Source organism: Cohnella yongneupensis, assembly GCF_042655785.1.
GTDB classification, from domain to species: Bacteria; Bacillota; Bacilli; order Paenibacillales; family Paenibacillaceae; genus Cohnella; species Cohnella yongneupensis.
Genome location: NZ_JBHSNC010000043.1, coordinates 85042 through 109621, shown reverse-complemented (window position 1 = coordinate 109621; position 24580 = coordinate 85042). Strand labels below are relative to the sequence as shown.

At 55.8% G+C, this 24580-nt stretch carries 21 protein-coding genes; 3 read left to right on the top strand and 18 right to left on the bottom strand.

What is annotated here, in order from left to right; genetic code table 11:
- Window positions 1-47: 47 nt before the first annotated feature.
- The 11 genes from ACFPQ4_RS14275 to ACFPQ4_RS14225 all read right to left on the bottom strand — a co-directional run bounded on the left by ACFPQ4_RS14275 (window position 48) and on the right by ACFPQ4_RS14225 (window position 11078).
- Window positions 48-395, bottom strand: a complete 348-nt coding sequence (locus ACFPQ4_RS14275) for an Ig-like domain-containing protein (protein ID WP_378112545.1) — start codon at window positions 393-395, stop codon at window positions 48-50.
- Window positions 392-868, bottom strand: a complete 477-nt coding sequence (locus tag ACFPQ4_RS14270) for a hypothetical protein (RefSeq protein WP_378112544.1) — start codon at window positions 866-868, stop codon at window positions 392-394. Before ACFPQ4_RS14270 ends, ACFPQ4_RS14275 begins: the two co-directional genes overlap by 4 nt.
- Before the next feature lie 160 nt (window positions 869-1028).
- A complete protein-coding gene (locus tag ACFPQ4_RS14265; RefSeq protein ID WP_378112543.1) occupies window positions 1029-1754 on the bottom strand; it encodes a ThuA domain-containing protein in 726 nt (241 codons plus the stop codon).
- Window positions 1751-2848 carry a Gfo/Idh/MocA family protein gene (locus ACFPQ4_RS14260; RefSeq protein WP_378112542.1) on the bottom strand — a complete coding sequence of 366 codons (1098 nt, stop codon included), beginning with the start codon at window positions 2846-2848 and terminating at the stop codon, window positions 1751-1753. Before ACFPQ4_RS14260 ends, ACFPQ4_RS14265 begins: the two co-directional genes overlap by 4 nt.
- A 39-nt stretch (window positions 2849-2887) precedes the next feature.
- The gene (locus tag ACFPQ4_RS14255) at window positions 2888-3718 is read right to left on the bottom strand and encodes a carbohydrate ABC transporter permease (RefSeq protein WP_378112541.1); all 831 of its coding nucleotides are present in this window, start codon (window positions 3716-3718) and stop codon (window positions 2888-2890) included.
- A complete protein-coding gene (locus ACFPQ4_RS14250; RefSeq protein WP_378112540.1) occupies window positions 3708-4607 on the bottom strand; it encodes a carbohydrate ABC transporter permease in 900 nt (299 codons plus the stop codon). Before ACFPQ4_RS14250 ends, ACFPQ4_RS14255 begins: the two co-directional genes overlap by 11 nt.
- Window positions 4608-4747: 140 nt before the next feature.
- Entirely contained in the window at window positions 4748-6097 is a 1350-nt protein-coding gene (locus ACFPQ4_RS14245) for an ABC transporter substrate-binding protein (RefSeq protein ID WP_378112539.1), read from the bottom strand.
- 129 nt (window positions 6098-6226) lie between these two features.
- Window positions 6227-7252 (bottom strand): LacI family DNA-binding transcriptional regulator, encoded by a 1026-nt coding sequence (locus tag ACFPQ4_RS14240; protein WP_378112538.1) that lies wholly within the window; start codon window positions 7250-7252, stop codon window positions 6227-6229.
- A 259-nt stretch (window positions 7253-7511) separates the two neighbouring features.
- A complete protein-coding gene (locus tag ACFPQ4_RS14235; protein ID WP_378112537.1) occupies window positions 7512-9110 on the bottom strand; it encodes a xylulokinase in 1599 nt (532 codons plus the stop codon).
- A gap of 60 nt (window positions 9111-9170) precedes the next feature.
- The gene (araD, locus tag ACFPQ4_RS14230; protein ID WP_378112536.1) at window positions 9171-9878 is read right to left on the bottom strand and encodes an L-ribulose-5-phosphate 4-epimerase; all 708 of its coding nucleotides are present in this window, start codon (window positions 9876-9878) and stop codon (window positions 9171-9173) included.
- Between the two features lie 96 nt (window positions 9879-9974).
- Window positions 9975-11078, bottom strand: a complete 1104-nt coding sequence (locus ACFPQ4_RS14225) for a GntR family transcriptional regulator (RefSeq protein ID WP_378112535.1) — start codon at window positions 11076-11078, stop codon at window positions 9975-9977.
- A gap of 157 nt (window positions 11079-11235) precedes the next feature.
- Here ACFPQ4_RS14225 and ACFPQ4_RS14220 point away from each other — a divergent pair, with 157 nt between their 5' ends.
- Entirely contained in the window at window positions 11236-11433 is a 198-nt protein-coding gene (locus ACFPQ4_RS14220) for a hypothetical protein (protein ID WP_378112534.1), read from the top strand.
- Here the strand turns inward: ACFPQ4_RS14220 and ACFPQ4_RS14215 are convergent.
- From ACFPQ4_RS14215 to corA, 3 genes are all read right to left on the bottom strand, one after another.
- Window positions 11412-12077, bottom strand: a complete 666-nt coding sequence (locus tag ACFPQ4_RS14215; protein ID WP_378112533.1) for an HAD family hydrolase — start codon at window positions 12075-12077, stop codon at window positions 11412-11414. The two genes, ACFPQ4_RS14220 and ACFPQ4_RS14215, sit on opposite strands and share 22 nt — an antisense overlap.
- A gap of 878 nt (window positions 12078-12955) precedes the next feature.
- Window positions 12956-14368, bottom strand: a complete 1413-nt coding sequence (gene allB / locus ACFPQ4_RS14210; protein ID WP_378112532.1) for an allantoinase AllB — start codon at window positions 14366-14368, stop codon at window positions 12956-12958.
- 157 nt (window positions 14369-14525) lie between these two features.
- Window positions 14526-15482, bottom strand: a complete 957-nt coding sequence (gene corA, locus ACFPQ4_RS14205; protein WP_378112582.1) for a magnesium/cobalt transporter CorA — start codon at window positions 15480-15482, stop codon at window positions 14526-14528.
- A gap of 206 nt (window positions 15483-15688) precedes the next feature.
- Here corA and ACFPQ4_RS14200 point away from each other — a divergent pair, with 206 nt between their 5' ends.
- Complete coding sequence (locus tag ACFPQ4_RS14200; RefSeq protein ID WP_378112531.1) at window positions 15689-16447, top strand: winged helix-turn-helix domain-containing protein; 759 nt, start codon at window positions 15689-15691, stop codon at window positions 16445-16447.
- 91 nt (window positions 16448-16538) lie between these two features.
- Window positions 16539-16700 carry a hypothetical protein gene (locus ACFPQ4_RS14195; RefSeq protein WP_378112530.1) on the top strand — a complete coding sequence of 54 codons (162 nt, stop codon included), beginning with the start codon at window positions 16539-16541 and terminating at the stop codon, window positions 16698-16700.
- Between the two features lie 86 nt (window positions 16701-16786).
- Here ACFPQ4_RS14195 and trxB read toward each other — a convergent pair whose 3' ends face one another.
- The 4 genes from trxB to ACFPQ4_RS14175 form a co-directional block, all read right to left on the bottom strand.
- Complete coding sequence (trxB, locus tag ACFPQ4_RS14190; protein ID WP_378112529.1) at window positions 16787-17710, bottom strand: thioredoxin-disulfide reductase; 924 nt, start codon at window positions 17708-17710, stop codon at window positions 16787-16789.
- 940 nt (window positions 17711-18650) lie between these two features.
- Window positions 18651-19901, bottom strand: a complete 1251-nt coding sequence (locus ACFPQ4_RS14185) for a hypothetical protein (RefSeq protein ID WP_378112528.1) — start codon at window positions 19899-19901, stop codon at window positions 18651-18653.
- Window positions 19902-20011: 110 nt separating this feature from the next.
- A complete protein-coding gene (locus tag ACFPQ4_RS14180) occupies window positions 20012-21235 on the bottom strand; it encodes an enolase C-terminal domain-like protein (protein WP_378112527.1) in 1224 nt (407 codons plus the stop codon).
- A gap of 78 nt (window positions 21236-21313) precedes the next feature.
- A complete protein-coding gene (locus tag ACFPQ4_RS14175; protein ID WP_378112526.1) occupies window positions 21314-24532 on the bottom strand; it encodes a glycosyl hydrolase family 28-related protein in 3219 nt (1072 codons plus the stop codon).
- Between the last annotated feature and the right edge of the window lie 48 nt (window positions 24533-24580).

Sequence of the window (24580 nt, the reverse complement as noted above, 5' to 3'; positions counted from 1 at the left end):
TGCCTAGTCGGCATGGACTGCTCCGTTGTTCGTTGTAGCCGTTATCGTTAAATCGTAGTGAATCTTATATGATAAGGTACGTCCATTCTTTCGTTGCGGTGATTCGCGATTCGACCCGTCAGTATGACTTCGACGCGATTGCGGGGGCCAAGCCTCTCCGCGTCTTCCTTTAAGTATATGAACAACGTGCGCCGATCGCTATCGTAATTAAACAGGAATCTTTCCGAAATCAGCTTACCGCCTTGGTTGCCGTCCAAAATCAAGATGTTCCGGGCGTTCAACGTATAGCGGTTGATTTCTTGGTTGAACGAAATCGAGATTAGCGTATCCTCAGGGACCCCAGCGGCGTCAGGATGAGGGTGGGTGTCCTTGATCCAGTACCCGATATCGATCATGATACGAGCACGGATGCTGAGAATTTCTCGCCCTCTTCATAGACGCCGTTTTCTATGACCCAATGAATCGACCTGGTGCGATAATAATAGCCTGGCGTTACGGATTTCAGGACGGAATTGGAGTAATAGGCCAAGTTATTGCCGCCAAGCGTGCTGCCGGAACCGTATGTTTCCCATGCGGAGCCGTTCCACTTTTGCACGTACACTGTTATTCCGATCGAGTCTACCACGGTGTTCGCGCTAGTACTAGCCGACAAGATTACGCTACCGCTTTGGGCTGCAATCCCACATGTTCCGCTGTCCAAGTAAAGATGAGCAGGGTTGAAAATGCTGTTAGGCGCAACGTCTTCCGGCACCGCGACGCTGACCGACTCCGCCCGCGCGTCGCGCGGCGTTACCCCGACGACTCCTCCTATCAAAAAAGCAGGTACGATCAAACCTACGGTCATTCTGTACATCCAACGACGTTTCATGCTGATCAACCTTCCTCTTCTCGAAGTTTTACACTTATATAAAACATTCGAGAACGGAAAACGTTCCAACAGTTTTCGACAAATTTCAAAATTATTTTGAGACGCAACAAAACCGCGGCACAATACCGCGGTTTCATGTCCAAACCTCTTGGTTGAAGCATTATCGTTTAACGCCAATCGCCTCGAGCGGTCTCGCATTGCCATACGTCGGTGCCGCACCGCGCTCCTCGGCCGCCCAACGGACGGCATTGGCGATGACCCGCAGCACGTGAGGCCGGTAATAGGTCGGATACGTTTCATGGCCAGGCCTGAAGTAGAAGATGCGTCCGTTGCCGCGTGAATAGGTCACACCGCTTCGAAACACTTCTCCGCCCTCGAACCAGCTGACAAGGATTAGCTCCTCCGGGTCAGGGATATCGAAATGCTCTCCGTACATCTCTTCCTGCTCGAGCTCGAAATGCTCGGGCAGCCCCGCCGCGATCGGATGCGATGGCTTCACGATCCACAGGCGCTCCTTCTCGTCCGCTTCGCGCCATTTGAGCGCGCAGCTCGTACCCATAAGCTTGCGGAATATTTTCGAATAATGCCCTGAGTGCAGCACGATAAGGCCCATGCCCTGCAGGACGCGCTCCTGCACCTTGGCTACGATGGAGTCGTCGACTTCGTCGTGCGCCATATGCCCCCACCAAATGAGAACGTCGGTGCTAGCCAACACGTCGTCGGTCAAGCCGTGCTCGGGTTCATCCAGCGTTGCGGTTCCGACGTCGAATCCGTACGCCGACAGTCCGGTTTGCAGCGCGCGATGGATGCCTTCCGGGTAAATCTCCTTCACCTCAGTCATTCTTTTCTCGTGGCGAAACTCGTTCCATACCGTGACCTTGATCATGCGCGAGCCTCCCCGTTCCCGGTTCCGATGTCGGACACGTTAACCGTTCCACCAGTCGCGTGAGACAGAACGACCGCTTCGAGCACGCGCTGATTCAAATAACCGTCGATGAGCATCCCCGTTTCCTCGCGGACCGTTCCGCGCAGCAAGTCGACGAAGTCCTGCATTTGCTTCAGCTTGTACCGGTCAGGAACGGCAATCTGCTCCTTGACCTGCTCGCCTTTCTCGTTCGGATGAATCCAGTGAAGCGTATCCCCGAATTCCCAGCCCATATGAAGCGTTCCCGAATCCCCGAACACCGTAATTTCGAATTGATTCTGCGAGCCGTAGGCGTTGCGCGACGTCTGGAACGTCGACGGCACGGCATGCCCGCCTTGGTCGAGAACGGCCAAGAACGCCGCGAAATCGTCGATGTCTACCGGAACGGGCTTGCCCGTCGCCGGATCCTCCCGCTCGGAAATCAAATTGCTCATGAGCGAGGAAATTCGCGTCGGTTCGCCGACCAGGAACCTCGCGGCGTCGATCATATGCGAGCCGAGGTCGCCGAGCGTTCCCGTTCCCGTAATCGCTGGATCGAGACGCCAGTTCATTTTCGTATCGAACAACGGGCCGCCCCATTGCTGCAAATATTGGATCGACACGTGGCGGACGGTACCGATTTTACCGGATCGAATCATTTCCCTCGCCATCCGGTAAGAAGGCGTGTACCGGTAAGAAAACCCGACCATGACCGGCGTAGGATGCTCCTTCTCGAGCGCCAGCAGCGCTTCGGCTTCCTCGAACGTCCGCGTGAAAGGCTTCTCCGTCATGATCGGTTTCCCGTGAACCATGCAAAGTCGGATAATGTCGTAATGAACATGATTCGGCGTAATGGAGAGCACTCCATCGATTGCGGCATCGCGGATCAACGTTTCCGGATCTACATATCGCGCGGATGCCGGAAGTCCGAGCCGGTCTCCCCACTCCGCAACGCGCGCGGCGTCGCTATCGCACACCGCGGCGATGGCCGCGCCTTCGATGAGAGCCAATGTCTTGTAATGCTCGTTCGCCATCCCGCCTAACCCGATCAAACCTAAACGTAACTGTTTTAGCATGATTTCCTCCTCCGGGGCGACCCCGTCCTGCGTGATCTGTTACTTAATGCCCGTCATCGTCATCCCTTTGATGAAGTAGCGTTGCGCGAACAAATAGACGGCGAATATCGGGATAAAGCTGACGACGTTGCCTGCCATCAGAACGTTCCATTCCGTCGACCATTTGCCTTGTAGCTTGCTGAGACCGAGCGGCAGCGTCATCAGTTCTTTACTGTTGACCGCGATCAGCGGCCACAAGAAGTTGTTCCACGAGCTCATGAAGGCGAATATCGTCAGCGCGGCGAGCGTCGGTTTGACGAGCGGCATGATCACGCTGCCGAATACCCGGTAATACGAGGCCCCGTCCATGAAAGCCGCTTCCAGCAAATCGTTCGGAATCGTCATGATGTTCTGCCGCATAAGGAACGTCCCGTAAGCGCTGAATATACCCGGCAAAATCAATCCCGCGTACGTGTCGATCAAGTCCGTCTTCGAGAACAGGATGAACAACGGCACGAGCGTTACTTGCGCGGGAATCATCATCGTCGCGAGGAACAGCATGAAGATCGCTCCGCGGCCTCTGAACGGGATTTTGGCGAACACGTAAGCCGACATCGTGCATACGAGCAGCTGCAGCACGGTCGTCGCGGCGGCTACGGCGATGCTATTGAAGAGAAACCGATCGAGCGGAAAAAACTTCTCGATCTTCTCGAAGTTATCGAAATTCCAGTGGGACGGCAGCAGCTGCGGCGGCATCTTCACGACCTCGAGCGGGCCCTTGAACGCGCCGGACAGCATCCAAACGAACGGAAATACAAGAACGATCGAAGCCGCAAGCAGGACGACGTGCGTCATAACGTTGACAGCCTTGTGCATTTTCTTATCTGTCATAGACGACCCACCTCCGCTGCAGCACTTGCATCAACATCGTAACCGCGAAAATAATGACGAACAGCACCCAGGATTGCGCGGCGGCGAATCCCATTTTGTTGAACTGGAACGCGTTCTTGTACACTTGCTCGACGATCGTGCTCGTGGCCCCCGCCGGGCCGCCGTTCGTCATGATCAACACTTGGTCGAACAACTGGAACGAATTGATGAGCGAGATGGAAACGACGAAGAACAGCGTAGGGGACAACATCGGAACGGTAATCCCCGTCAGCTTGCGCCAAGCCGACGCTCCGTCCAGATCAGCAGCCTCATAATAGTCGTCCGCGATATCTTGCAAGCCCGCGAGAAGGATGATCGAGACGAAGCCGATATCTTTCCAGATCGTAACCGCTATGATCGCGACCATCGCCCAGAAGTCGTCCTGCAACCAGATCGGGCCATGAATGCCTACTTTCGAGAGCAGGAAGTTGATTAGGCCGCTCTGGCCGTTGAGCAGCCAGCGCCAGACGATCGATACCGCAACCCAGGACGTGATGACCGGCACGAAGAGCGCTGCCCGGTAAAAACGGATGCCGCGAAGCTTCCGGTTAAGCAGCACCGCGAACAACGTACCAAGCACCGCAATCAGAGGCATATATCCGATTAGGAACAGAAAGACGTTTTTGAACGACGTGTACGATTTATCGTCCTTGAACACTTCCGAATAATTGTCCCAACCGATAAAGTTGATATCGGTCCATTTGCTCAGAAGATCCCAATCGGAGAAGCTTATGACGACGGACGCCGCCATCGGGAGCAATTGAAAAACGAGCAATCCGATCAGCGCCGGCAGCAAAAAGACGAGGGCGGCCTTTCGGCGATTCCACTTGCGCTGTCCAACCATTTCCATGTTCCTTTCGGCTTTCGGCATTTAAAGAGGCTTAAGCGATTAACTCGCGTCTAGTCGAAATTTCGCCACTGTTATACAATGATAGGGATGGGAATACGACTCCCATCCCTATGCAGAGCTGGAAATGCGATAACAATCGGTTACTTGGCGAGCAACTCTTCGACCTTCTTCTGGGCGGCGTCGAGCGCTTCTTGCACGCTGGAGCGTCCGAGCTTCGCTTTATCCAGCTCTTCTCCTACCGCGGCGGTCAATTCTCCCCATTTCTCGGGTTGAGGACCGACCGGAGGAAGCACTAACGAATCAAGCGCTTCGACGACGACTTTCTTGGAAGCCGGCGGTGTCACTTTGAAATATTCGTTCATGACCGCATCGTCGGCGACGGCCGGTACGCTCCAGCCCGCAGCGACCCGTTTGCTTACGGACGCCGCGTCGCTGGTGAAAAACTTCAGGAAGCTCCACACCGCTTCGGCATGCTTCGTGTCTTTGGACGCCACGAGGCCGTCGGCGAAGAAATGGTGCGCTTTTTGCGTATTGCCGGGCTCGAGCGCGATATCCCAATTGAACTTCGCGTCGGTCGCGAATCTGCTGAAGTTCCAGATGCCGAAGCGAGCCATGGCGATTTTGCCGGCCGCGAACGCGTTAAGATCGGCGTCCGGTTGATTGAACGTGTCATCGTTCAGCGCCGGAGATACTTTATACTTGCTCGCTTTGTCGATCATCCATTGTAGCGCGTCGACGTTCGCTTTGCTGTTGATCGTCGGCTTGCCGCTAGCGTCGAACAGTCCGCCGCCGTTCTGGGCGACCGTCTTATAGAACTCGTAAAATTGGATCGGCGCGTAAGTGCCCCATACGCCCGCGTCGGCGTCGGTAAGCTTCTGCGCGGCGTCCAGCTCTTCTTTCCACGTCCACGAGGCGTCCGGATACGCCAAGCCTTTGGCATCGAACAAGTCTTTGTTGTAGAACAGTACGACGTCGGAGAAGCTTTCCGTTACGCCCATTTGCTTGCCTTCGTAATTGAACGCGTCGTACGCCAGCTTTTTGTAAATCGCAGGATTGAAGGAAGAGTCCGCTTGAATAGATGGCGTCAAGTCCAATAGCAAGTCTTTGGCCGCGTATTTGCGGAAGTTTTCGTAGCCGACCTCGAAGACGTCCGGCGCGCTGTTGCTTGCTATAAGCGTATTCAGCTTCGTGTCGTAATCTGCGTAAGGGACGACCTCGTAATCTACCGTCACGTTCTGGTTGGCCGCTTGATAGGCCTCGACCATCGCTTTCAGCGTATCTTCTTGCCCGTTGGCCGTATACGTAAGCAGCTTGATCGTGACCGGCTCCGCGTTCGGCGAATCTGACGGGGATGCGGACGGGGAGGCCGACTGGGAGGCCGGCTGGGAAGCTTTCGGAGTATTGCCCGCGTTGTTATTGTCGTTCGAACCGCATGCGCTTAGCAAAGCCATCGCGGCGACGAGCAGCAGTGTTCCGCTTTGTTTCAACATTCTAACCCTCTCCTTTTGTTATCAAGCTTCAGGTGATGCAGTCGTGCGATTCGCCGGGCTTCAGGCGACTTTCACTGTCCAGCCCGACACCACCTCCCCGAAATGGATTCGTTTGCTTGCGGTTCCTCGTCAGCCGATCGTCCGGACGGATTCCCGTTCCGCGATCGAGAGCGGCATGATCGTCCGCTCCTCCGGCTGGTAACGATCTCCCGCTACGATCGCCGAGAGCAGCCGCTCCGCCGCCGTCACGCCTCTTTCGACGATGTTCTGCACGATCGTCGTCAACGGTGGTGTGCTCATCCTGGCGACCGGAATATCGTCGAAGCCAATGACCGAGACGTCGTCCGGCACTTTTTTCCCCGCGTCCCGAAGGCCTTTGATGACGCCCATCGCGACCATGTCGCTCGTCGCGAACACCGCCGTGATTCCAGGCTGCGCCGCTATCGCTTTCGCCGCCTCTTGGCCGTATTCGTAGGACACCGAATGCTCGAACACGTGGTCCGGATCGTAGAACAGCCCCGCTTCCTTGAGCGCCCGTTTATACCCGAGAAATCTTTTTTCCACGACCCCGTCTTTGCGGATTAGCCCCGTCACGAGCGCGATATTCGTATGACCGTTATCGATCAGATGCTTGGTAGCCATGTACCCGCCTAGCTCGTCGTCGATGCCGACGACGTGGAACTGGCTGTCGTTCACGTAGCTGTCGATCAGAACGATCGGGATGCGCGCTTTTTTCAAATCCTCGTAGAAGCTTTCCTGGTAAATCCCCATAATGATCGCCCCGTCGAGGTTGCGCTGCATTGACGTATCAAGGTAACCTTCCCCTTTGTCGACGCCGGACAATATCATGTGGTACCCGGATTGCCGCAGCCGCCCTTCGATGCCGCATACGAGCTCGGAATAGAACGGATTCTGCAGCAGCAACTGCTTGCGTTCTTCCGTCTGCGGGATGACGACGCCGATCAGCTTCGACTTGTTGTTCGCAAGGCTCCTCGCCGAATAGTCGGGGATGTAGTTAAGCTCCTCGGCCGCCCGTCGAACCTTCTCCACCGTCTCCAGGGACACCTTGCCTTCCCGTCCGTTCAGTACGTAAGATACGGCTGCCGTCGACACGCCCGCCCGCTCGGACACGTCGCGAATCGTAATTCGTTTCAAGTTCGTCACCTACTCCGTTGGTCTGATGGAACTATTATCGTTTACGTTTAATTAAACGCTTAACCTTTTAAGGCGATTATATGACGGAAATAAAGCGATTACAAGCACATTTTTTTAAAAAAACGCGGCCAAGTCGTTTAACCGGTTAACTAACGATGGAACAGTAAATCCTTTGTCTAGCGTTCCCGTATACATAAAAATAGACCCGGAACCGAGAGAATTCGGTCCGAGTCTATGCCCTTATAACGCGATATTAAGCCTATTTAAGATAATCTACAGCTGCTCTTTCGATCGCAAGTCCCTTAACGTAGCGCTTCATAAATTGCTCGAAGCCCTCCACGTCCTTGGCATCCGGAGAAATCTTCGAACCGGCTTTCCCCGCGAATACTTTACGGTTAAGGTAATCTTCCAACGTCTCGTCGTCCGACTTATTGATCATATAGGATGCGAGAATAGCAATTCCCCAAGCTCCTCCCTCACCCGCCGTATCCATAACGGACACCGGGACGTTAAGAGCGGCAGCCATTATTTTCTGGCCAACGCCTTCGGTCTTGAATAACCCGCCGTGACCCAAAATTTCGTCCAGCTTAACGGCCTCTTGCTTGAGAAGAATATCCATCCCGATTTTCAATGCGCCCAGTGCCGTGAACAAATGAACCCGCATGAAGTTAGCCAAATTAAAGTTGCTGTCCGGGGAACGCACGAACAATGGACGGCCTTCTTCGAAATGGGTCATATGCTCGCCGGACAGATACCCGTAAGCCAACAATCCGCCGCCGTCGGGATCGCCTTGAAGCGCCAAATTATATAACGTTCCGTATAATTTATTCGCGTCAAGATCCAGCCCCATCGCTCTTGCGAATTCATCGAACAATCCGACCCATGCGTTCAAGTCCGAGGAGCAGTTATTGGAATGCGCCATCGCGACCAGGCTTCCCGTAGGTGTCGTGACTAGATCGATTTCGTCATACGCCTTGGACAGTTCTCCTTCGAGGACGACCATCGCGAACACCGAAGTACCCGCGGATACGTTGCCGGTACGCTTCGCGATGCTGTTGGTCGCGACCATGCCGGTTCCCGCGTCGCCTTCCGGCGGGCAGAACGGAATACCAGGCTGCAGTTCACCGGAAACGTCCAGCAGCTTAGCGCCTTCCTCCGTGAGCATGCCGGCGCTTTCGCCCGCAACTAGAACGGTTGGAAGGATCTCCTCAAGCTTCCACGAAAGGTTCTTGGATGCGATCAAAGCATTGAATTGATTCACCATCGTAGCGTTATACGTCTTCGTATGAATGTCGATCGGGAATACGCCGGAGGCTTCGCCTACGCCAAGTACCTTTTGCCCCGTCAGCTTCCAATGGATGTACCCCGCCAAAGTGGTCTGGAAGTGAATATCGTCGACATGAGCTTCACCGTTTAAGATCGCTTGATAGAGGTGAGCGATGCTCCAGCGTTGAGGAATATGGAAGTTGAACGATTCGCTCAATGCTGCCGCGGCTTGTTCGGTAATATTGTTTCTCCACGTGCGGAAAGGAACCAGCAGCTGTCCTTCTTGGTCGAACGCCATGTAGCCGTGCATCATGCCGCTAAAGCCGATGGCGCCGACGGTTTGCAAAGTTACGCCGTATTGCCGCTTCACGTCTTCGGCCATTTTACGGTAGCTGTCTTGAATGCCGTTCCAAATCTCTTCTAGGCAATAAGTCCAAATATTGTCGACATAGCTATTTTCCCAGTCGTGGCTGCCGGAAGCGATCGGCGCGTTGTCTTCGCCGATGAGAACCGCTTTGATACGAGTCGAACCCAGTTCGATACCGAGTACGGTTTTGCCGCTCTGTATGGCATGTTTCACGTCAAATCCCATGAATGTTCCTCCTTATTCGGTACGGGCCTAACAACCAGTCCGTGCCGGTGTTCCAATGGATTAGGAGTGCTTCGGATCTCCCGGCTGACCGTAGTACGCATTCGCGCCATGCTTGCGGAGATAATGACGATCTAGCAACGTCTGCGACATCGACGGAATGCCCGTGTTCAACTGACGCGTATGATAGGCCATCTTCGCCACTTCCTCTAGTACGACAGCGTTATGAAGCGCGTCCATCGCGTCTTTGCCCCAAGCGAACGGCGCATGGCTGTTAACTAGCACGCCGGGCACTTGAGCGGGATTTACGTTGCGGAACGTCTCGACGATCACGTTGCCCGTCTCCGCTTCGTAAGCGCCGTTGATTTCCGCGTCGGTCATCGGGCGCGTGCAAGGAATCGTGCCGTAAAAATAGTCCGCCTGCGTCGTTCCTAGCGCCGGAATACCTTGGCCTGCTTGCGACCAAATCGTCGCCCACGGGGAATGCGTATGCACGACGCCTCCGATGCCGGGAAACTCGCGATAAAGCACGAGATGAGTCGGCGTATCCGAAGACGGGCGCATCGTCCCTTCGACGACTCGGCCGTCCGGTCCGACGACGACCATATGCTCGGGCTGAAGCTCTTCGTAAGGCACGCCGCTCGGCTTAATAACCATCAATCCGCTGTCTCTATCGAATCCGCTGACGTTACCCCATGTGAATGTAACAAGTCCGTAATGTGGCAACTCCCGGTTCGCTTTGCAGACGACTTCCTTCAGTTGTTCTAACAAGCAAAACACTCCTCTCGCAAGTCCTACAGCACTTATTGACGCTTGCTTATGCCACCCATTATACACTTGTACGTACATGTGTGTCGAGAGAAAAACTTACCTAGGTCCGGCCGTCGATTGACGGACGACCAGCTTCGGCGCGTACAGTTTGTCTCCTCCGGAGCTATCGGTCCCCGTCTCTAGACGGTCGATCAGCAGCTTCGCGGCAAGTTCCCCTAACGCGGATTTCGGATGCTCGATCGTCGTCAGCTTAATCTCGGATGCGGTCGCCAAAAACGAATCGTCGTAACCGACGATCGATAGATCTTCCGGGACGCGTAACTCCAGCTCCCTAACCAAATCAAGCAGCCCTACCGCCAATTGGTCGTTATAGCAGACGATAGCCGTTGGCGGCTCCTCCGTCTTTAGCAACTCGCGCAACGCTTCTTGCGGCCGAGCGTCCTTGTCCTCGGTCGCGTATCTTACGATCAGGTCGTTATCGGCCGATGTTCCATGTTCCCGATGCGCGCGAATGAACCCCTTCATGCGTCGAACGCCCTGCAGATCGTCCGTCTTGAAGAAACCGGCGATGCGAGTATGTCCGAGCGACAGGAGATGGTCGGCCGCCATGAATCCGCCCGCTTCGTCATCCATGCGGACGCTAGTGCATTCAAGATCGGGATAGCGCTCGTTAATCATAATAAGCGGTATGCCGTGGTCCTCCAGCGCCAAGTAGTTATCGAAGTTCGGATTGCCTTCCGCGCTCTTCGTCGGCTCTACGATCAAACCACAGACCGAATGGCCGAGCATACTCTCGAGGCTCTCCCTCTCCCGGTCCTTGCGGTTGTCCGTGCTCGAAAGAAGCAGCCTATATCCGCGATCTTTGAGCGTCGCTTCGACCCCCCGTACGATCGACGGGAAAATATAGTCCGAAATATAAGTCGTTATGATGCCGATCGTCCGGTTGTCCGAATTGCTTCTGCGTTCGGCCGACAGCCTGCTGACGAACGTCCCTTTGCCTTGTTCCCGCGCCAGCCAGCCTTCCTGCACGAGCGCGCCGATCGACTGGCGCACCGTCTGGCGGCTCAGTCCGAATTGTTCCGCCAGCTCGTTCTCGGACGGCAGCTTATCTCCGGGACGGAACCGCCCCCCGGTAATCCAAGACAAAATCTGCGTCTTAAGCTGCAAATATTTCGGAGTCTGGTTATTCGTATCGGACATTTCTGGCACCTCTGAACGGATTAGTGAACCTATTATAGCACAATCACAAACTTGTACGTACCACTGCGCGGCGCTCTATCCCCATATGGTTATATTGCCGACATTTTCCAACCTGTGATATGGTAATGAGACATATCCTCCTGGAGGTCTTCATTCTATGTCGAACAGCATTCTCTATCATACCGATAACATTCTTATCGTCGCCAATAAGGACAAGCAGCACGTGCAGCTCGAATTATCGAGCAGCGGCTACCGTCCGAAATTCGTCACGCATTATATCGAGAGCCGCTCCGAGCTCGATGAGCTGATCGCGGCGCTCGAACAGGCGAGAGCTCACTTGGACGCGGTGGAGTAGACTTGTGCTAGTTCAGCGAACGTAACGTCCGTTAGGCTGTCGACAATGAGGTCCGCGCCCGTGAAATCCATGTGGGATGTCACCGGGTTCGGCGTAACGAGCGCAACGAGGCCTGCCGCTTTGGCGGCGCGAAGCCCGTTCATCGAATCCTCGATCGCGATCGCTTCCGCGCCGGTCACTCCAAGCGCTTCTACGGCGAGCAAGTACAGAGCCGGATCCGGCTTCACGCGCTCGACGTCGTCAGCCGAGCAGATAACCTCGAAATAGTCGCGAATGCCGAGCATTTTCGTATTGTTCTCGATCCACTCGCGGTCGGAGCTTGAGGCGAGCCCGATCCTGAGTCCCAGCCGCCTCGCTTCTTCGAGACGGTCCAACACGCCCGGTCTCAGCACAAGTTGCCCTACGCGCTCCTTGTGTAAATCGTGAAATTGCTTGCGGATTTCCGCGTGGTCCAGCTTTTTCCCCGACTTCTCCTCCAAGTACGCGTAAGGATCGAATCCCCCGTGCGTCCCGATCGCCAGCGCCCACGTAGCCAGCGGCAGCTCCTGCCCATGCTCCGCATAAATGTCGCAAATCGCCTCGTACGCGCAAGTTTCCGTATCTAACAACGTCCCATCTAAATCAAACACGACCGCTTTAATCATCTTCCGATCTCTCCCCGTTATCTATATAGAAAGTATAGAGTCGATTATAACACGAGGAAAACCGCTTCTATCTGGAAATATTCGGTTGGTTGGGATTGAAGACCGTTTGAGAGCGCAATGGCGGATTGGTGGTGAGTTGGTCGCAAAATGATGATGGTAGATTGGTGATTCAACGGTTTGGGAGACCGTTTGGAGGGAGCGGTGGCGGGGATTCGATGATTCAGCGGTTTGGGAGAACGTTGGTATGGTGCGGTAGCGGGGGTTCGGCGATTCAACGGTCCAGGAGACCGTTGGGATGGTGCGGTAGCGGTGATTCGGTGATTCAGCGGTCTGGGAGAACGTTGGGATGGCGCAGTGGCGGAGCTTCGGTACTTCAGCGGCCTATGAAACCGTTGAGATGGTGATGTGTAGAAGTTCGGCACTGCAACCTCGTGTGGCAACGTTAGACGAATCAATTGCCGGAGTTCGGCGCTGTAACCTCGTGTGGCAACGCTAGAGCGAGCATTAGCGGAGTTTCGGCGCTGCAACCTCGTGTGGCAACGTTAGACGAATCAATTGCCGGAGTTCGTCTATGCAACCTCGCGTGGCAACGTTAGAGTGAGCAATTGCCGGAGTTCGTCGATGCAACCACGCGTGGCAACGTTAGACGAATCAATTGCCGGAGTTCGGCGCTGTAACTTCGTGTGGCAACGCTAGAACGAGCATTAGCGGAGTTTCGGCGCTGCAACCTCGTGTGGCAACGTTAGACGAATCAATTACCGGAGTTCGGCGCTGTAACCTCGCGTGGCAACGTTAGACGAATCAATTACCGGAGTTCGGCGCTGCAACCTCATTCTACACAAAGACGGGGAAGCATCACCGCTCCCCCACCCGAACACTCAATAGGCCTGCCTACGCCGCTGCGTATCGGGCGCGGCGCGGAGCCATTCGCCCGAAGCGCGTCCGACGATGCCGAGCTCCTTCGTATACACGACGTTGCCGCGGCTCATCGTCATCCCGATGTCGGAGCTGAAGGTCCTTCCCGCGTACACGCTGATTTTGTGGCGATAGCGCAACCGCTCCGGCGTTAGCACGTTCGGCGAATCGGGATGGACGAGCACGAGGTCCGCGTCCGCACCGATCGCGATTCGCCCTTTGCGCGGGAACAACCCGAAGCGCTTGGCCGGCGCCTCCGACAATGCCTTGGACAGCACGTGCAGCGGAATACCCCGTTTCAAATGTCCTTCGTCGAACACGAGCTGCAACGTGCTTTGCGCTCCCGCGATTCCGCCCCATATCGCAAAATAATCGCTGGTAGGCCCGAGCTTCATCTCCGGCGGACATGGCGAGTGGTCGGACGCGATCAGGTCGATTTTGCCGTCGGCCAGCCGCTCCCAAAGCCCTTCCCTCTCCCTTGGCCCCCGGAACGGCGGCGCGCATTTGCCCAGCGGCCCGAGCCGTTCCAGCTCCTCGTCGGTGAATACCAGGTAGTGCGGACACGTCTCTACCGTAACGTCCACGCCGCTCATCCGCGCTTCCCAGATGACATCGACCGCTTGCGGACTGCTGATGTGAACAATATGAAGCGGACATTCGGTTCGTTCCGCGAACAATAGCACCCGTCTTACCGCATCCAACTCCGCCGCCAACGGCCGCGTCTCCAGAAAGTCTCGCGCCGTATTGCCGCCTCTTTTGCGAACTTTATCCGATAATGCCTGAATAATCTCCTCGCTCTCCGCATGAACGGCCAGCACCTTGTTCCGTCTCGCGATCCGCTTCATGCCTTCGAACAAGGCGACATCGTCCACTTCCTTGAAACAGCCTTCGCCGGTGTCCCCGGGGGAGGACATAAACGCTTTAAAACCGATGACGCCTTCGTCCGCCAACGCGTCAAGCTCGTCGACGTTACCGGGCACGAGTCCGCCCCACAGGGCATAGTCGACGCGCGAGCCTGCCGCATTCGCCGCGGCAAGCTTCTTCCCCAACGCTGCCGGCGTAACCGTAGGAGGCAATCCGTTAAGCGGCATATCGAAGTAAGTCGTACATCCGCCCGCCGCCAATGCGGCCGAACCGGTCGCGAAGCCTTCCCAATACCCCATTCCAGGTTCATTGAGATGCACGTGCGCGTCGACGACGCCGGCCATTACGAATAGTCCGCTGGCATCGATCGTCTCCCGCGCCGATAACGCCACGTGGGGAGCGAGCGCGACGATAACGCCATCCTTAATGCCGATATCGGCCAAATGCACGCCATCTGGAAGCACGACATTTCCGCCGCGGATAAGCGTATCCAACATTTCCCCGTCTCGCATATCGATCCCTCCACCTCAACAACCTAAAAACACCCGTTATGTGTAATATAATATAACACATATCAAGTGTTTTTCTTTGATTTTTACGGTGAATAGATTAATTTATGTTAATAAACATAACACGAGTGTGCGAATTGTCATAAGCAACAACTATTTTTTAATCGAACCAGCCTTTGCGTTTGAACCAGACGAACATCGCTCCTCCGAGCAAAGCCATGAATCCGATCACCCCGAAGTACCCATGCTGCCACTCCAGCTCCGGCATATGCACGAAGTTCATTCCGTAGATGCCCGCGATGAACGTAAGCGGCATGAAAATCGTCGTAATGACGGTGAGCGTCTTCATGATACCGTTCATTCGATTGGAGCGTAGCGAATCGTAGCTATCCCGCAAATCCGCCGTTACCTCGCGATTGGAGTCGATCATCTCAGCGAGCTTCAGCAGGTGGTCGTAAATGTCGGTGAAATAAGCGAGTTGCTCCTTTACGACGGGAATTTTGTCCGCGCTTATGATGCGATAGAGCATATCCCGCATCGGGATCACCGTTCGGCGAAGCCTGAGCAGATCCGCGCGAATCCGGTACACTTGCTCCGTCAGCGCCTGAATGTTCCGTTCGGTCTCCTCGCGGTCCTCCAGCTCGTTGAGCTCGTCTTCGATTTGGAACAAGCTCGGAAAATAATTATCAACCAGCGCGTCGATTAACATATAAGCGATGAAATTGTGGTTTTTGCCTTCTTCGACATACGCCGGTTCAAGCACCCGCCGCCGAACGTCTTCGATCTCCTGCGACGGCGACAGATGGAACGTCACGATTCCTTTGGGGCTTAGAAAGAAATCAACTTCCTCCGCCTCTCGCGTCAACGGATGAAGGGAGTGAATGACGAAAAAGTGCGTGTCGTCGTACTGGTCGATTTTCGGGCGTTGCAAAAAATGCATGCAATCTTCGATCGCCAGCGGGTGAAACCGAAAATGGCTGCCGAGCAGCCCTACTTCTTGTTCGGTCGGGCAAGCGAAATCGACCCAGTACCACTCGATCTCTTCGTCCGACAGCCTCTCCAGAGGAACATCCTCCAATAGGCGCGCATCCTGCGTAACCGCGATCGTTCGCAACAACCGTATCACCTCTACGGTTATTATGCGCCGAATCGCCCGCTTATGGCAATAGATGACAAACCCGCGCGGCAAGGCGCCGCCGCTGTTGACAGACCTAGGGATAATGATTACATTAATACTCATTCAAGCTTTCCGTGATTACATAAAATAACGTCCGACAATCCATAAAAATTAGATGATGCGTCGGAAAAGGAGGGGAAGAGGAGATGGCGGAATTCACACGGCTTAACGCGGACGAAGAGGAATTTGTCCACGAGAGCGATCCGTTCGATTCGGACGTCGTCGAATTGTGCGAGATTACGAATCGCGTGCTCGTGATCAGCCCTCGCCCCGCTTCCCTCCGCTCGCTCGTCGCCGATCTGGCCGTTCGATGCTACGACGTGCTGCTGCTCCACCACGCGGACGATCCATTGCTCGATCTAATGAAGGGCAACGTCATCATCCTCGACCGCACCGCCGAGACCGCCCCTTCTACGCCTTCCGAGTCGAGCATTTCGCCGGTTATCTCGCTCGTTAGAACCGCGCCGGAAGACGACCATGCCTACGGCGGCCATTGGGTACTGTGGCCAAGCCCGATCGGCCATGTCATTCAGCGGATCAAAACGTTAGCCGCCCTGCTTCCGACGCCGACTACCGCCGAACACGAGCGTTCCGGTTCGTTGCTAACGTTCAAAGATATCGCGCTCGACGCGGAGCGGATGACCGTCACGCGCGGCGGCGCCAAGATCGACTTAACGCGGACGGAGTTCGATCTGCTTCGCGCGCTGCTTGCTGCCGAAGGCCGAGTGAAGTCGCGAGACGAGCTGATCGGCGATGCGCGAGGTGAATCGTCCGCGTCGGAATGGGGCAGCAACACGATCGACGTCCACATTCGCAGCTTGCGCAGCAAATTAAACGACGACCCCCGCTCCCCGCGCTACATCGCGACCGTGCGAGGTAGCGGCTATCGCTTGGCTGACTTATAGGTTTGGCAGAATCGATATTCTGCCGAACCTTTTTTGTTTTTTGGCGCATCCTAATGACGCAACCATTCTATCGCAGAGGAGAGATTGCGCTATGTCGGGTCGAAACAATAAGCCGGACAACGACGGACCGGCAAGCAAGCCGGGAAGTCTGGATCAATTCGGAGACAAGCTGGGTTCGTCCAACGAGGAAGAGTTCCAAGCGGCGGCGGATGCGGCTTGCAACGTCTGCGCGGTAGAGGAGCCGGATCACTAAGCGATCCGGCGAAGTTGCGAATATACGAAAGAAGAAGGGCAGGGATCACTCCCATGCCCTTCTTCCGCTACGTATAGCGCGACAGCTTAGTGCGCGCCTTCCAAATACCGCTCGCAATCGAGCGCCGCCATACAGCCCGTTCCCGCCGCGCTGATCGCTTGACGGTAGCGTTGATCCTGCACGTCCCCGCAAGCGAATACGCCTGGCACGTTCGTCTCCGTCGTTCCCGGAGTGACGAGCAAGTAACCCGCTTCGTCGGTCGTCAGTTGGCCGCCGAGGAACTTCGTGTTCGGCGTATGGCCGATCGCGACGAAGACGCCGCTAGCTTCGATGATTTCTTCTTCGCCGGTCTCGTTGTTTTTCACTTTAAGTCCGGTTACACCTAGCGGTCCGCTCACGACTTCAAGCGGCGTACGATTGAGGTTCCAGCTGATTTTTTCGTTGCCGCGCGCGCGGTCTTGCATGATTTTCGAAGCGCGAAGCTCGTTGCGGCGGTTAACCAAGACGACTTCAGATGCGAAGCGAGTCAAGAAGTGCGCTTCTTCCATCGCGGAGTCGCCGCCGCCGATGACGATGATTTTTTTGCCTCTGAAGAAGAAGCCGTCGCAAGTCGCGCACGTGCTCACGCCGCGGCCTACGTTGTCTTTCTCGCCCGGGATGCCCAAGTACTTGGCCGAAGCGCCGGTCGAAATGATGAGCGTCTCCGCGACCAGCTCGCCGAGACCTTCGACTTGCAGCTTGAACGGACGCTGGGACATATCGACCGAGTTGACCCATCCGGAGAGGAATTTCGCGCCGAAGCGCTCCGCTTGCTTGCGCATGTTCGCCATGAGCTCAGGTCCCATGATGCCTTCTGGGAAGCCCGGGAAGTTTTCTACCTCGGTCGTCGTCGTAAGCTGTCCACCAGGTTCCGGTCCTTCGATGACGAGCGGGTTCAAATTCGCCCTCGCCAAATATATAGCCACAGTCAAGCCCGCAGGGCCCGTACCGATAATAATCGTCTTGTACATGTTCATGCACTTCCTTCATCGTCTAGTATATGAACAATGATACCACCCAAGCTCCGAAGCTTCATGAAGGGTTGATGAACGTTAAATGAAGATTTCATGAAGAAAAGCCGAGGTGCGACTTCCACGCGACCTGCGGCTCCTTGTTGGTGATTACTTGGGCTCGACTGGCCGCCGTAGCACGAAAAAATCGGGTTACTACACAAACTTAGGCTCGACGGTCTCCCATAGAACGAAAAAATCGGGTTACTGCACAAACATGGGCTCGACGGCTTCCCATAGCACGAAAAAACGGGTTACTGCACAAACTTGGGCTCGACGGCCTCCAATAGCACGAAAAAATCGAGTTACTGCACACACTTGGGCTCAACTTCCTCCAATAGCACGAAAAAATCGAGTTACTGCACCAGCATGGGCTCGACTGGCCGCCGTAGCACGAAAAAATCGGGTTACTGCACAAACTTAGGCTCGACGGCTTCCCATAGCACGAAAAAGTCGGGTTACTGCACATACTCGGGCTCGACAGCCTTCAATTGCACGAAAAAAACGGGTTACTGCACATACTTGGGCTCGACGGCTTCCCATAGCACGAAAAAATCGGGTTACTGCACACACTTGGGCTCGACGGCTTCCCATAGCACGAAAAAATCGGGTTACTGCACACACTTGGGCTCGACTTCCTCCAATAGCACGAAAAAATCGAGTTACTGCACCAGCATGGGCTCGACTGGCCGCCGTAGCTCGAAAAATTTGGGTTACTGCACCAGCATGGGCTCGACGGCCTCCAATAGCACGAAAAAATCGGGTTACTGCACACACTTGGGCTCGACGGACTGCTGTATTGCGAAAAACATAAAAAGAACGCCCCAATCCCCGCAGTACGCGGAAGATCGGGACGTTCTAAATCTCTAAACTACCTTATGTTTACCGCACACATGGCCCCTTACTTCTTAAACCAAATCCGAGGAACCCCGTATCCCGCTCCCGGCGCGGAGAACGGAGCCCCGTTCGTGCTCCGGATCAGCTCCAGCCCGCCCCACTTGGATTCGATCACGGTCGGGTTGCCGCTGGCATCCCAAGCTCGGACTCTAGCGAAATGAAAGCCCTGATAGTAGATCGCGTCCGGGAACGCGATCGGCGTCTCCGACGAGGACGCGTAGGCGATTCCCGGCCTGCCGGCGTAAGCTCCCGTCTTCATCATGAACGCCTTAATGTCGGCGAAGTTCCCTTGCTGCGGCGAGCCGGTATAGGAAGCGTCCGAGATTTCCGTCACGAAGCTGTAGCACGTGAACGGATTCGTCGCGCCGCCGATGAAGCTATTGTCCGTCGGCGAGTTATAGTACCACGTCGAGTCGTTTTGTAAGTAATAGGCCCGATTCATCTCGGTCACGTAAATTGTCTTCGAATCGGAGGCGGTCGATACGCCTTTGATGCTGTTCGGATACGTCGCGGTCACTTTAAGCGTAGGCTTCTGCGCGCTGCGGGAGTCGTAATGCGTATTGAAGGTGTACGGTAGCGTGTACCGCCCTAACGACGAGTTGTACGTCAGCGTCCCGAGCGTGGATGTGCCGCCGCTCGTCGTGATCGTAGCGACGACGGACGTCGGCGCTCCTTCTACGAAAGCTTCGATCGTGTACGTCTCGCCGAGTAACAAATACGAGGAAGATGAATTATAGTACGTGTTGTTGAAGTTCGTCTGCGTATTGTAATTGAAGCTGCCAGGACCGTACAGGCTGACGATGCCCGGCGATACCGCCGATACTTCCAACGTGGACGCGTTCAGATTCGTGTTCGTCCCGCTGTAGTCGTACATGTAAATATAGTAATCCCCGTCCAAGTAGTTGTTGTAGGAGCTATACGAATTCAGTTGCTGTTCGTACATCGTGACCCCGTCCGGATATTGCGCCGATATTTTCGCGATCGCGAAGTTGAACGTCGTGCTGCCCGAGCTTCTAAAGTTGTACCGGTACTTGTCAAAATGCATCTTGATCCGCACTTCGTTGTTCATATACCGGACCGGCGAGTGATACGTCCACAGCGATCCGCTGAACGTCTCGAGACCGGTATAGCGCGTGAACAGAAACGTCCCGCTATAATACGAGATTTCGCCGGGCAGCGCGAACGCGATCGTCGGAATCGAGCCTATGCCCATCATCAGCGCCAGAAACAATAAGCCCTTTCTCCACATTTTCATCGTCATCTTCCCCCTTTGGAATTAAACGAGAAAAAAACTGCCACCACTTGCTCGCGACAGTTTCTCTCGTTGAGTTATGCGATTGGCAACACTCTAGCTTTAGCTCTAGTTTACGGGCGCACGATCGTGCCGTCCGCCTTGCGGTCGAGCGGATACGGCCGGTGATAGGCGGTTTTGCTCCAGCCCTCTTCCAGCAGTCCCTCGGCTAACGCTTCGTCGATATCTATGCCGAGACCCGGCTTGTCGTTCGTATACAAGTAGCCGCCCCTGCGCTCGATAATACCCGGAAACGCTTCCCGCTCCTGCGGACGAAAATGATTAATTTCCTGGATCCCGAAGTTCCAGATGGACATGTCCAGATGAACCGCGGCCGCTTGATTGACGGGATCGTTCTCACCGCCCTCCTGCCATGCGGTCCGCACGCCGTACATCTCGGCGAACGCGGCGATTTTCCGGCAAGCCGTAATGCCGCCCGCCTTCGACACGCGCATCCGCACGAAATCGATGAGCCTCTCTTGTACGAGCTGCTGCCATTCCTGCGGATTGACGAACAGCTCGCCGACCGCCTGCGCTGTCGCGCTCTGCTGGCGAAGCTGACGATACCAGCCGATATGCTCGGGCGGCAGCACGTCTTCGAGATAGAACAGTCCGTACGGCTCAAGCCGCTTGGACAGCTGAATCGCGATGATCGGCGACAGATGCTCGTGCACGTCGTGCGTGAACTGAACCTCGGGGCCGAACGTCATCCGGAGCTGGTCGAACATCTTTGGAATCGCTGCTAAGTACGCATGCTCGTCGAACACCGAATCCTTCTTCCAAGCGTTGTCCGGAATGCGTGCCTCGCTCCCCTTCAGGAAGCCGCCTCCGCCGTACCCGCCCAGTTGGGCCCGTACAACCGTGTAGCCTTCCTGCACGAACCGGTGCACGTCCTCCGTCAGCTCGGCGATATCGCGTCCACCCGCATGTCCGTAGCAGGCGACGGCCGAACGGCTCGCTCCTCCGAGCAACTGGTACACCGGCATGTTCGCTTCCTTACCCTTGATGTCCCACAGCGCCATGTCGATGCCGCCGATCGCCGTCTGCAGCAGCGCGCCGTTGCGCCAGTAGCCGCTCAAGTTCATCGTGTTCCACAAATCTTCGATTTGGGAAGCATCCCGGCCGATGATCACCGGCGCGAGCAGCTGCTCGATGATTTGCACGACCGCTTCCGGATTGTACATATCGGATGCCGAACCGATGCCGTACAAGCCGTCTTGGTCCGTCATTACCTTCACGATCGTCCAGCAGCCGTCCCGCCTCGTCCTGATGCATTTAACGCCAGTAATTTTCGCCATAAGCGGCTCACTCCAACTCTCCTGGATTACTTCCGTCACACCCCTCGCGAGATGTGACGGCACATGATGGTTATCAAGCTACTGTTTCTTAGGAAGATCGGTCCCGATCAACGCGCCCGGCTTTGAAGAGTCGTCTATAACGATTCCGTTCTTGGACAAATTGTTCGATACCGTCGCTTTGCCGACACCATCGCCCGCATAGAAGTGCGTGCCCGGATTCAGGAAGTACGAATCGTACAAGCTCGCCTCGCCACCGATGGCGTTAACGCCCCGGATGCCGATCGCGACGAAGTTGCCTTGCTGCATCGTGAACTTGCCCGCCTTGACGTCGATGCCTCGCGAAGGATCGCCCCACATCGAAGTGTTGAACATCGTCGCTTCCGAGTTGAACTGATCGCCGACGGTAATGTATACCTTGTCCGTAGAGCTCATGGAGACGAGCTCGGTGTTAATGAAGTTCAATCCCGCCGGGCCGGCGCCGTCGATCGAAACGCTCTTCTTGCTTCCGTCCGTGCCATGACCGATGATGATCGCTTCCGGCGCTTGCCCGTCTTTCCCGGCCGCAAAATGAATGCCGTACAGCGAGCCATACACGAACGTGTTGAAAATCGTCTCGTTTTTCACGTTTTCGATGCGGAAGGCGTCGAGGTTTTCCTTCTGGTACGCCCAAATCCGCTCGAAATCGCCGTCTCCCGGATGGTTCGGATAGTTGTTGCGCGCCGCGTAATGCGGATTGAACTGCACGTTGCGCATAAATCCGCCGTTCGCGCCTCCGCCTAGATAGATCCCTTCCTTAAGCGGGGATCCCGCCACGTAGTCGATATAGTGGCCGCTCGTATCGTTCGTCCCGAAGTCGATGCCTTGGTACGAATTGACGAGCGTCGTATCGATCGCGTATACGCCGTGTCCCATGCCCCGGATCGTCCAAGCGAAAGGCTTGATCGTCTTCCAGTCCTGCTTGTCGTAATAGACGTTAATGCCGCGAATGCCCGCGCCGGCTTCAAGCGTTATGAACGGAGTGCCCGCCGCGTCGTTTTCCCCGACGTTCGTGAAGAGGACGCTGCCTCCGCCGATCGTATGATGGGGAACGTCCCACGAGCCTCTGATCTCTACGCCGCTCGGCACCGTGATCGGTTGCTCGATTCTGTATTTCCCCGCCGGAAAATAAACCGTGCCCCCGCCCGCGACGCCCGCATCCTCGAGCGCCTTCTTCACGGCCGCGGAGACGTCGGCATTGCCGCTCTTGTCCGCGCTATACGGCGCTTCGGCTACGTTGAACAGCAGATCGTTCGCCGGTCTAGGCCGCTTGGCGATGTCCGTCTCTCCGACCTTCGGCAGCTGCTTCAATGCATATGCCGCATCTTGAACGACGTCCAGCTTCGCCGCCGCGCTTTGATCGTCCACGTCAAGCTTGCCGCCGTTGCCGGAATTGAGCGCCTTCAAGTTTTTAAGCGCGATGCCGAGCTTGACTTGCCCGGTCGGCTTCGCGAACGTCGTGCCGCCGAGAATGAGCGAGCCGTTGTTCACCAACATGCCTTTGCCGCCGGCCGCGTCATTCCAATTGCTGATCGTGCTGTTCTCGAACGAGAACACGCCGGAACCTTCGTTCACGACGGCGTTCATCGGATTGCCGCCGACTTCGACCGAATTAAACTGGACGATCGACCGGAAAGTGAGCGCGCCATAGATCGCCGTCGGATTGTCGCCGACGTCGGCTTTGAAGCTGCTGTCCGAAATAAGCAGGCCGAAATCGTTAACGCCTTCTACCTTAAGCGCGATATTGGACTTATCGATATGAATGCGATAGAACTGCGCGTTCGCCGTTTCGCCTTTGCCCGTCCGCATCGTGACCCGCATGCCGGTCTTGAAGCCCGACAATCGAATGTCCGACATGTACTCCCAGTCGGAACGGCCCATGACGACTCCTTCGGTATTCGCCGTCGTGTACGCGAATACGGCTTCCTGCGCGGGAGCGCCCGGCAACCCGGAATTCGCCCAATAATCCGGCGACAGGTCGATGCCTTCCAGCCGTCCGATATCGGTCGTGAAGTCAAGGAATACGCCTGTCTTCAGCACCGTACCGTACAAATTCTTAACGTAATGGAGCTCGTTCCAGTCCGGGCCGATCTTAACGCCGCTATAGGCGTTGACCAACGTAACGTTCTCGACGGTCATGCTATCGCCCGACATCTGCTCGAAACTCCACGGATAAGGGATCGGCTGATCGATCTTTTGTTCCGGATACCAGATCGAGAGATTCGTGACGCCGCTCGCCTGTTGCATCATAAGCAAGCTGTCCGCGTCTTCTTCGCCCTTGTTCGCGTAAGCGGCGAGAATCGTCCCTTCGACTTTGCCGCCGGTCCATCCGTAATCGCGGTCGCCGCGCAGCGTTACGCCCGTCGGAACGAATAGGCTGGCGGTAATTTTGTACGTGCCCGACGGCAGGAAGACGACTCCGCCCCCGTTGCCGCGCGCCGCGTCCAGCGCTTTTTGCACCGCTTCTGTATCGTCCGCGACGCCATCGCCTACCGCGCCGAAGTCGGTAACGTTAAAGTCCGCGATAACGACGTCCTCGGTTGGATAATCCGCCTTGACCACTTTCATCTGCGCTTCGGAATTGATCTTAGGCAGCTTCCTTACCGTTACCGAAGCGATTTTGATCTCCGGATTGTCCGCCGCCGCTCCTGCGCCTTCCACGCCTAGACGGAAGTCGTCCCCGTTCGCCCGATTGGCGAACTTCGCGTCGGAGAGCAGGAACGTCGTCGTCTTCCACTTTCCGCTATCCTTGTAAGGGAACAGCGCCGCGTCCTTGAACGCCGCCGCTTCCTCCTGGGAGTCGTACTGCAGCGTAATCGTGCCGTTTCCTTGGTCGAAATATTCGACTTCGATCTCGACGTCCAAGTCTTTGTTGTCGAACAAAAACTTGTCGTCGACGTTCATGTACAAATACAGCGTCCGGTCTCCGTCCGCCTGCTTGTTCGTCTGCCAATACGTCTTGCCGTCCTGCTCTCCCGTAACGAGCCCGTCCGGGTTGTCGCCGGCTCTTGCGGTTATGTTGCGGCCTTCGGGTTTCTTGCCGAGCGTGATGCTTGCCTCGTTCGCCGGAGCCGGAACCGGCGTCGGCATATCGACCGCCAAAGTCGCTTCCGGAGAAGCCGAAGCATCCGCCGGTATTGCCCCTTTCGAATCGCCGCCGCTCGTCGCCGCGTAAATAATCGCGCCGGCCACGAGCAACACGACCACGCCTAAATAAACCGACAGCATGCGCTTGCCGAACCAATTCCCACGTCTATTCATCGCTTTCGTCCTTTTCGGTTGGCTTTAGTCGAGGCCAGCCTCCAAGAA

Bases quoted from the DNA above. Each gene is read 5' to 3' on its own strand.
- trxB (WP_378112529.1), bottom strand. From the start codon at position 17,710: ATGTACAAGACGATTATTATCGGTACGGGCCCTGCGGGCTTGACTGTG.
- allB (WP_378112532.1), bottom strand. From the start codon at position 14,368: ATGCGAGACGGGGAAATGTTGGATACGCTTATCCGCGGCGGAAATGTC.
- ACFPQ4_RS14265 (WP_378112543.1), bottom strand. From the start codon at position 1,754: ATGATCAAGGTCACGGTATGGAACGAGTTTCGCCACGAGAAAAGAATG.
- ACFPQ4_RS14200 (WP_378112531.1), top strand. From the start codon at position 15,689: ATGGCGGAATTCACACGGCTTAACGCGGACGAAGAGGAATTTGTCCAC.
- ACFPQ4_RS14270 (WP_378112544.1), bottom strand. From the start codon at position 868: ATGAAACGTCGTTGGATGTACAGAATGACCGTAGGTTTGATCGTACCT.
- ACFPQ4_RS14180 (WP_378112527.1), bottom strand. From the start codon at position 21,235: ATGGCGAAAATTACTGGCGTTAAATGCATCAGGACGAGGCGGGACGGC.
- ACFPQ4_RS14225 (WP_378112535.1), bottom strand. From the start codon at position 11,078: ATGTCCGATACGAATAACCAGACTCCGAAATATTTGCAGCTTAAGACG.
- ACFPQ4_RS14260 (WP_378112542.1), bottom strand. From the start codon at position 2,848: ATGCTAAAACAGTTACGTTTAGGTTTGATCGGGTTAGGCGGGATGGCG.
- ACFPQ4_RS14185 (WP_378112528.1), bottom strand. From the start codon at position 19,901: ATGAAAATGTGGAGAAAGGGCTTATTGTTTCTGGCGCTGATGATGGGC.
- ACFPQ4_RS14175 (WP_378112526.1), bottom strand. From the start codon at position 24,532: ATGAATAGACGTGGGAATTGGTTCGGCAAGCGCATGCTGTCGGTTTAT.
- ACFPQ4_RS14215 (WP_378112533.1), bottom strand. From the start codon at position 12,077: ATGATTAAAGCGGTCGTGTTTGATTTAGATGGGACGTTGTTAGATACG.
- ACFPQ4_RS14245 (WP_378112539.1), bottom strand. From the start codon at position 6,097: ATGTTGAAACAAAGCGGAACACTGCTGCTCGTCGCCGCGATGGCTTTG.
- ACFPQ4_RS14220 (WP_378112534.1), top strand. From the start codon at position 11,236: ATGTCGAACAGCATTCTCTATCATACCGATAACATTCTTATCGTCGCC.
- ACFPQ4_RS14255 (WP_378112541.1), bottom strand. From the start codon at position 3,718: ATGACAGATAAGAAAATGCACAAGGCTGTCAACGTTATGACGCACGTC.
- ACFPQ4_RS14235 (WP_378112537.1), bottom strand. From the start codon at position 9,110: ATGGGATTTGACGTGAAACATGCCATACAGAGCGGCAAAACCGTACTC.
- ACFPQ4_RS14250 (WP_378112540.1), bottom strand. From the start codon at position 4,607: ATGGAAATGGTTGGACAGCGCAAGTGGAATCGCCGAAAGGCCGCCCTC.
- ACFPQ4_RS14195 (WP_378112530.1), top strand. From the start codon at position 16,539: ATGTCGGGTCGAAACAATAAGCCGGACAACGACGGACCGGCAAGCAAG.
- ACFPQ4_RS14275 (WP_378112545.1), bottom strand. From the start codon at position 395: ATGATCGATATCGGGTACTGGATCAAGGACACCCACCCTCATCCTGAC.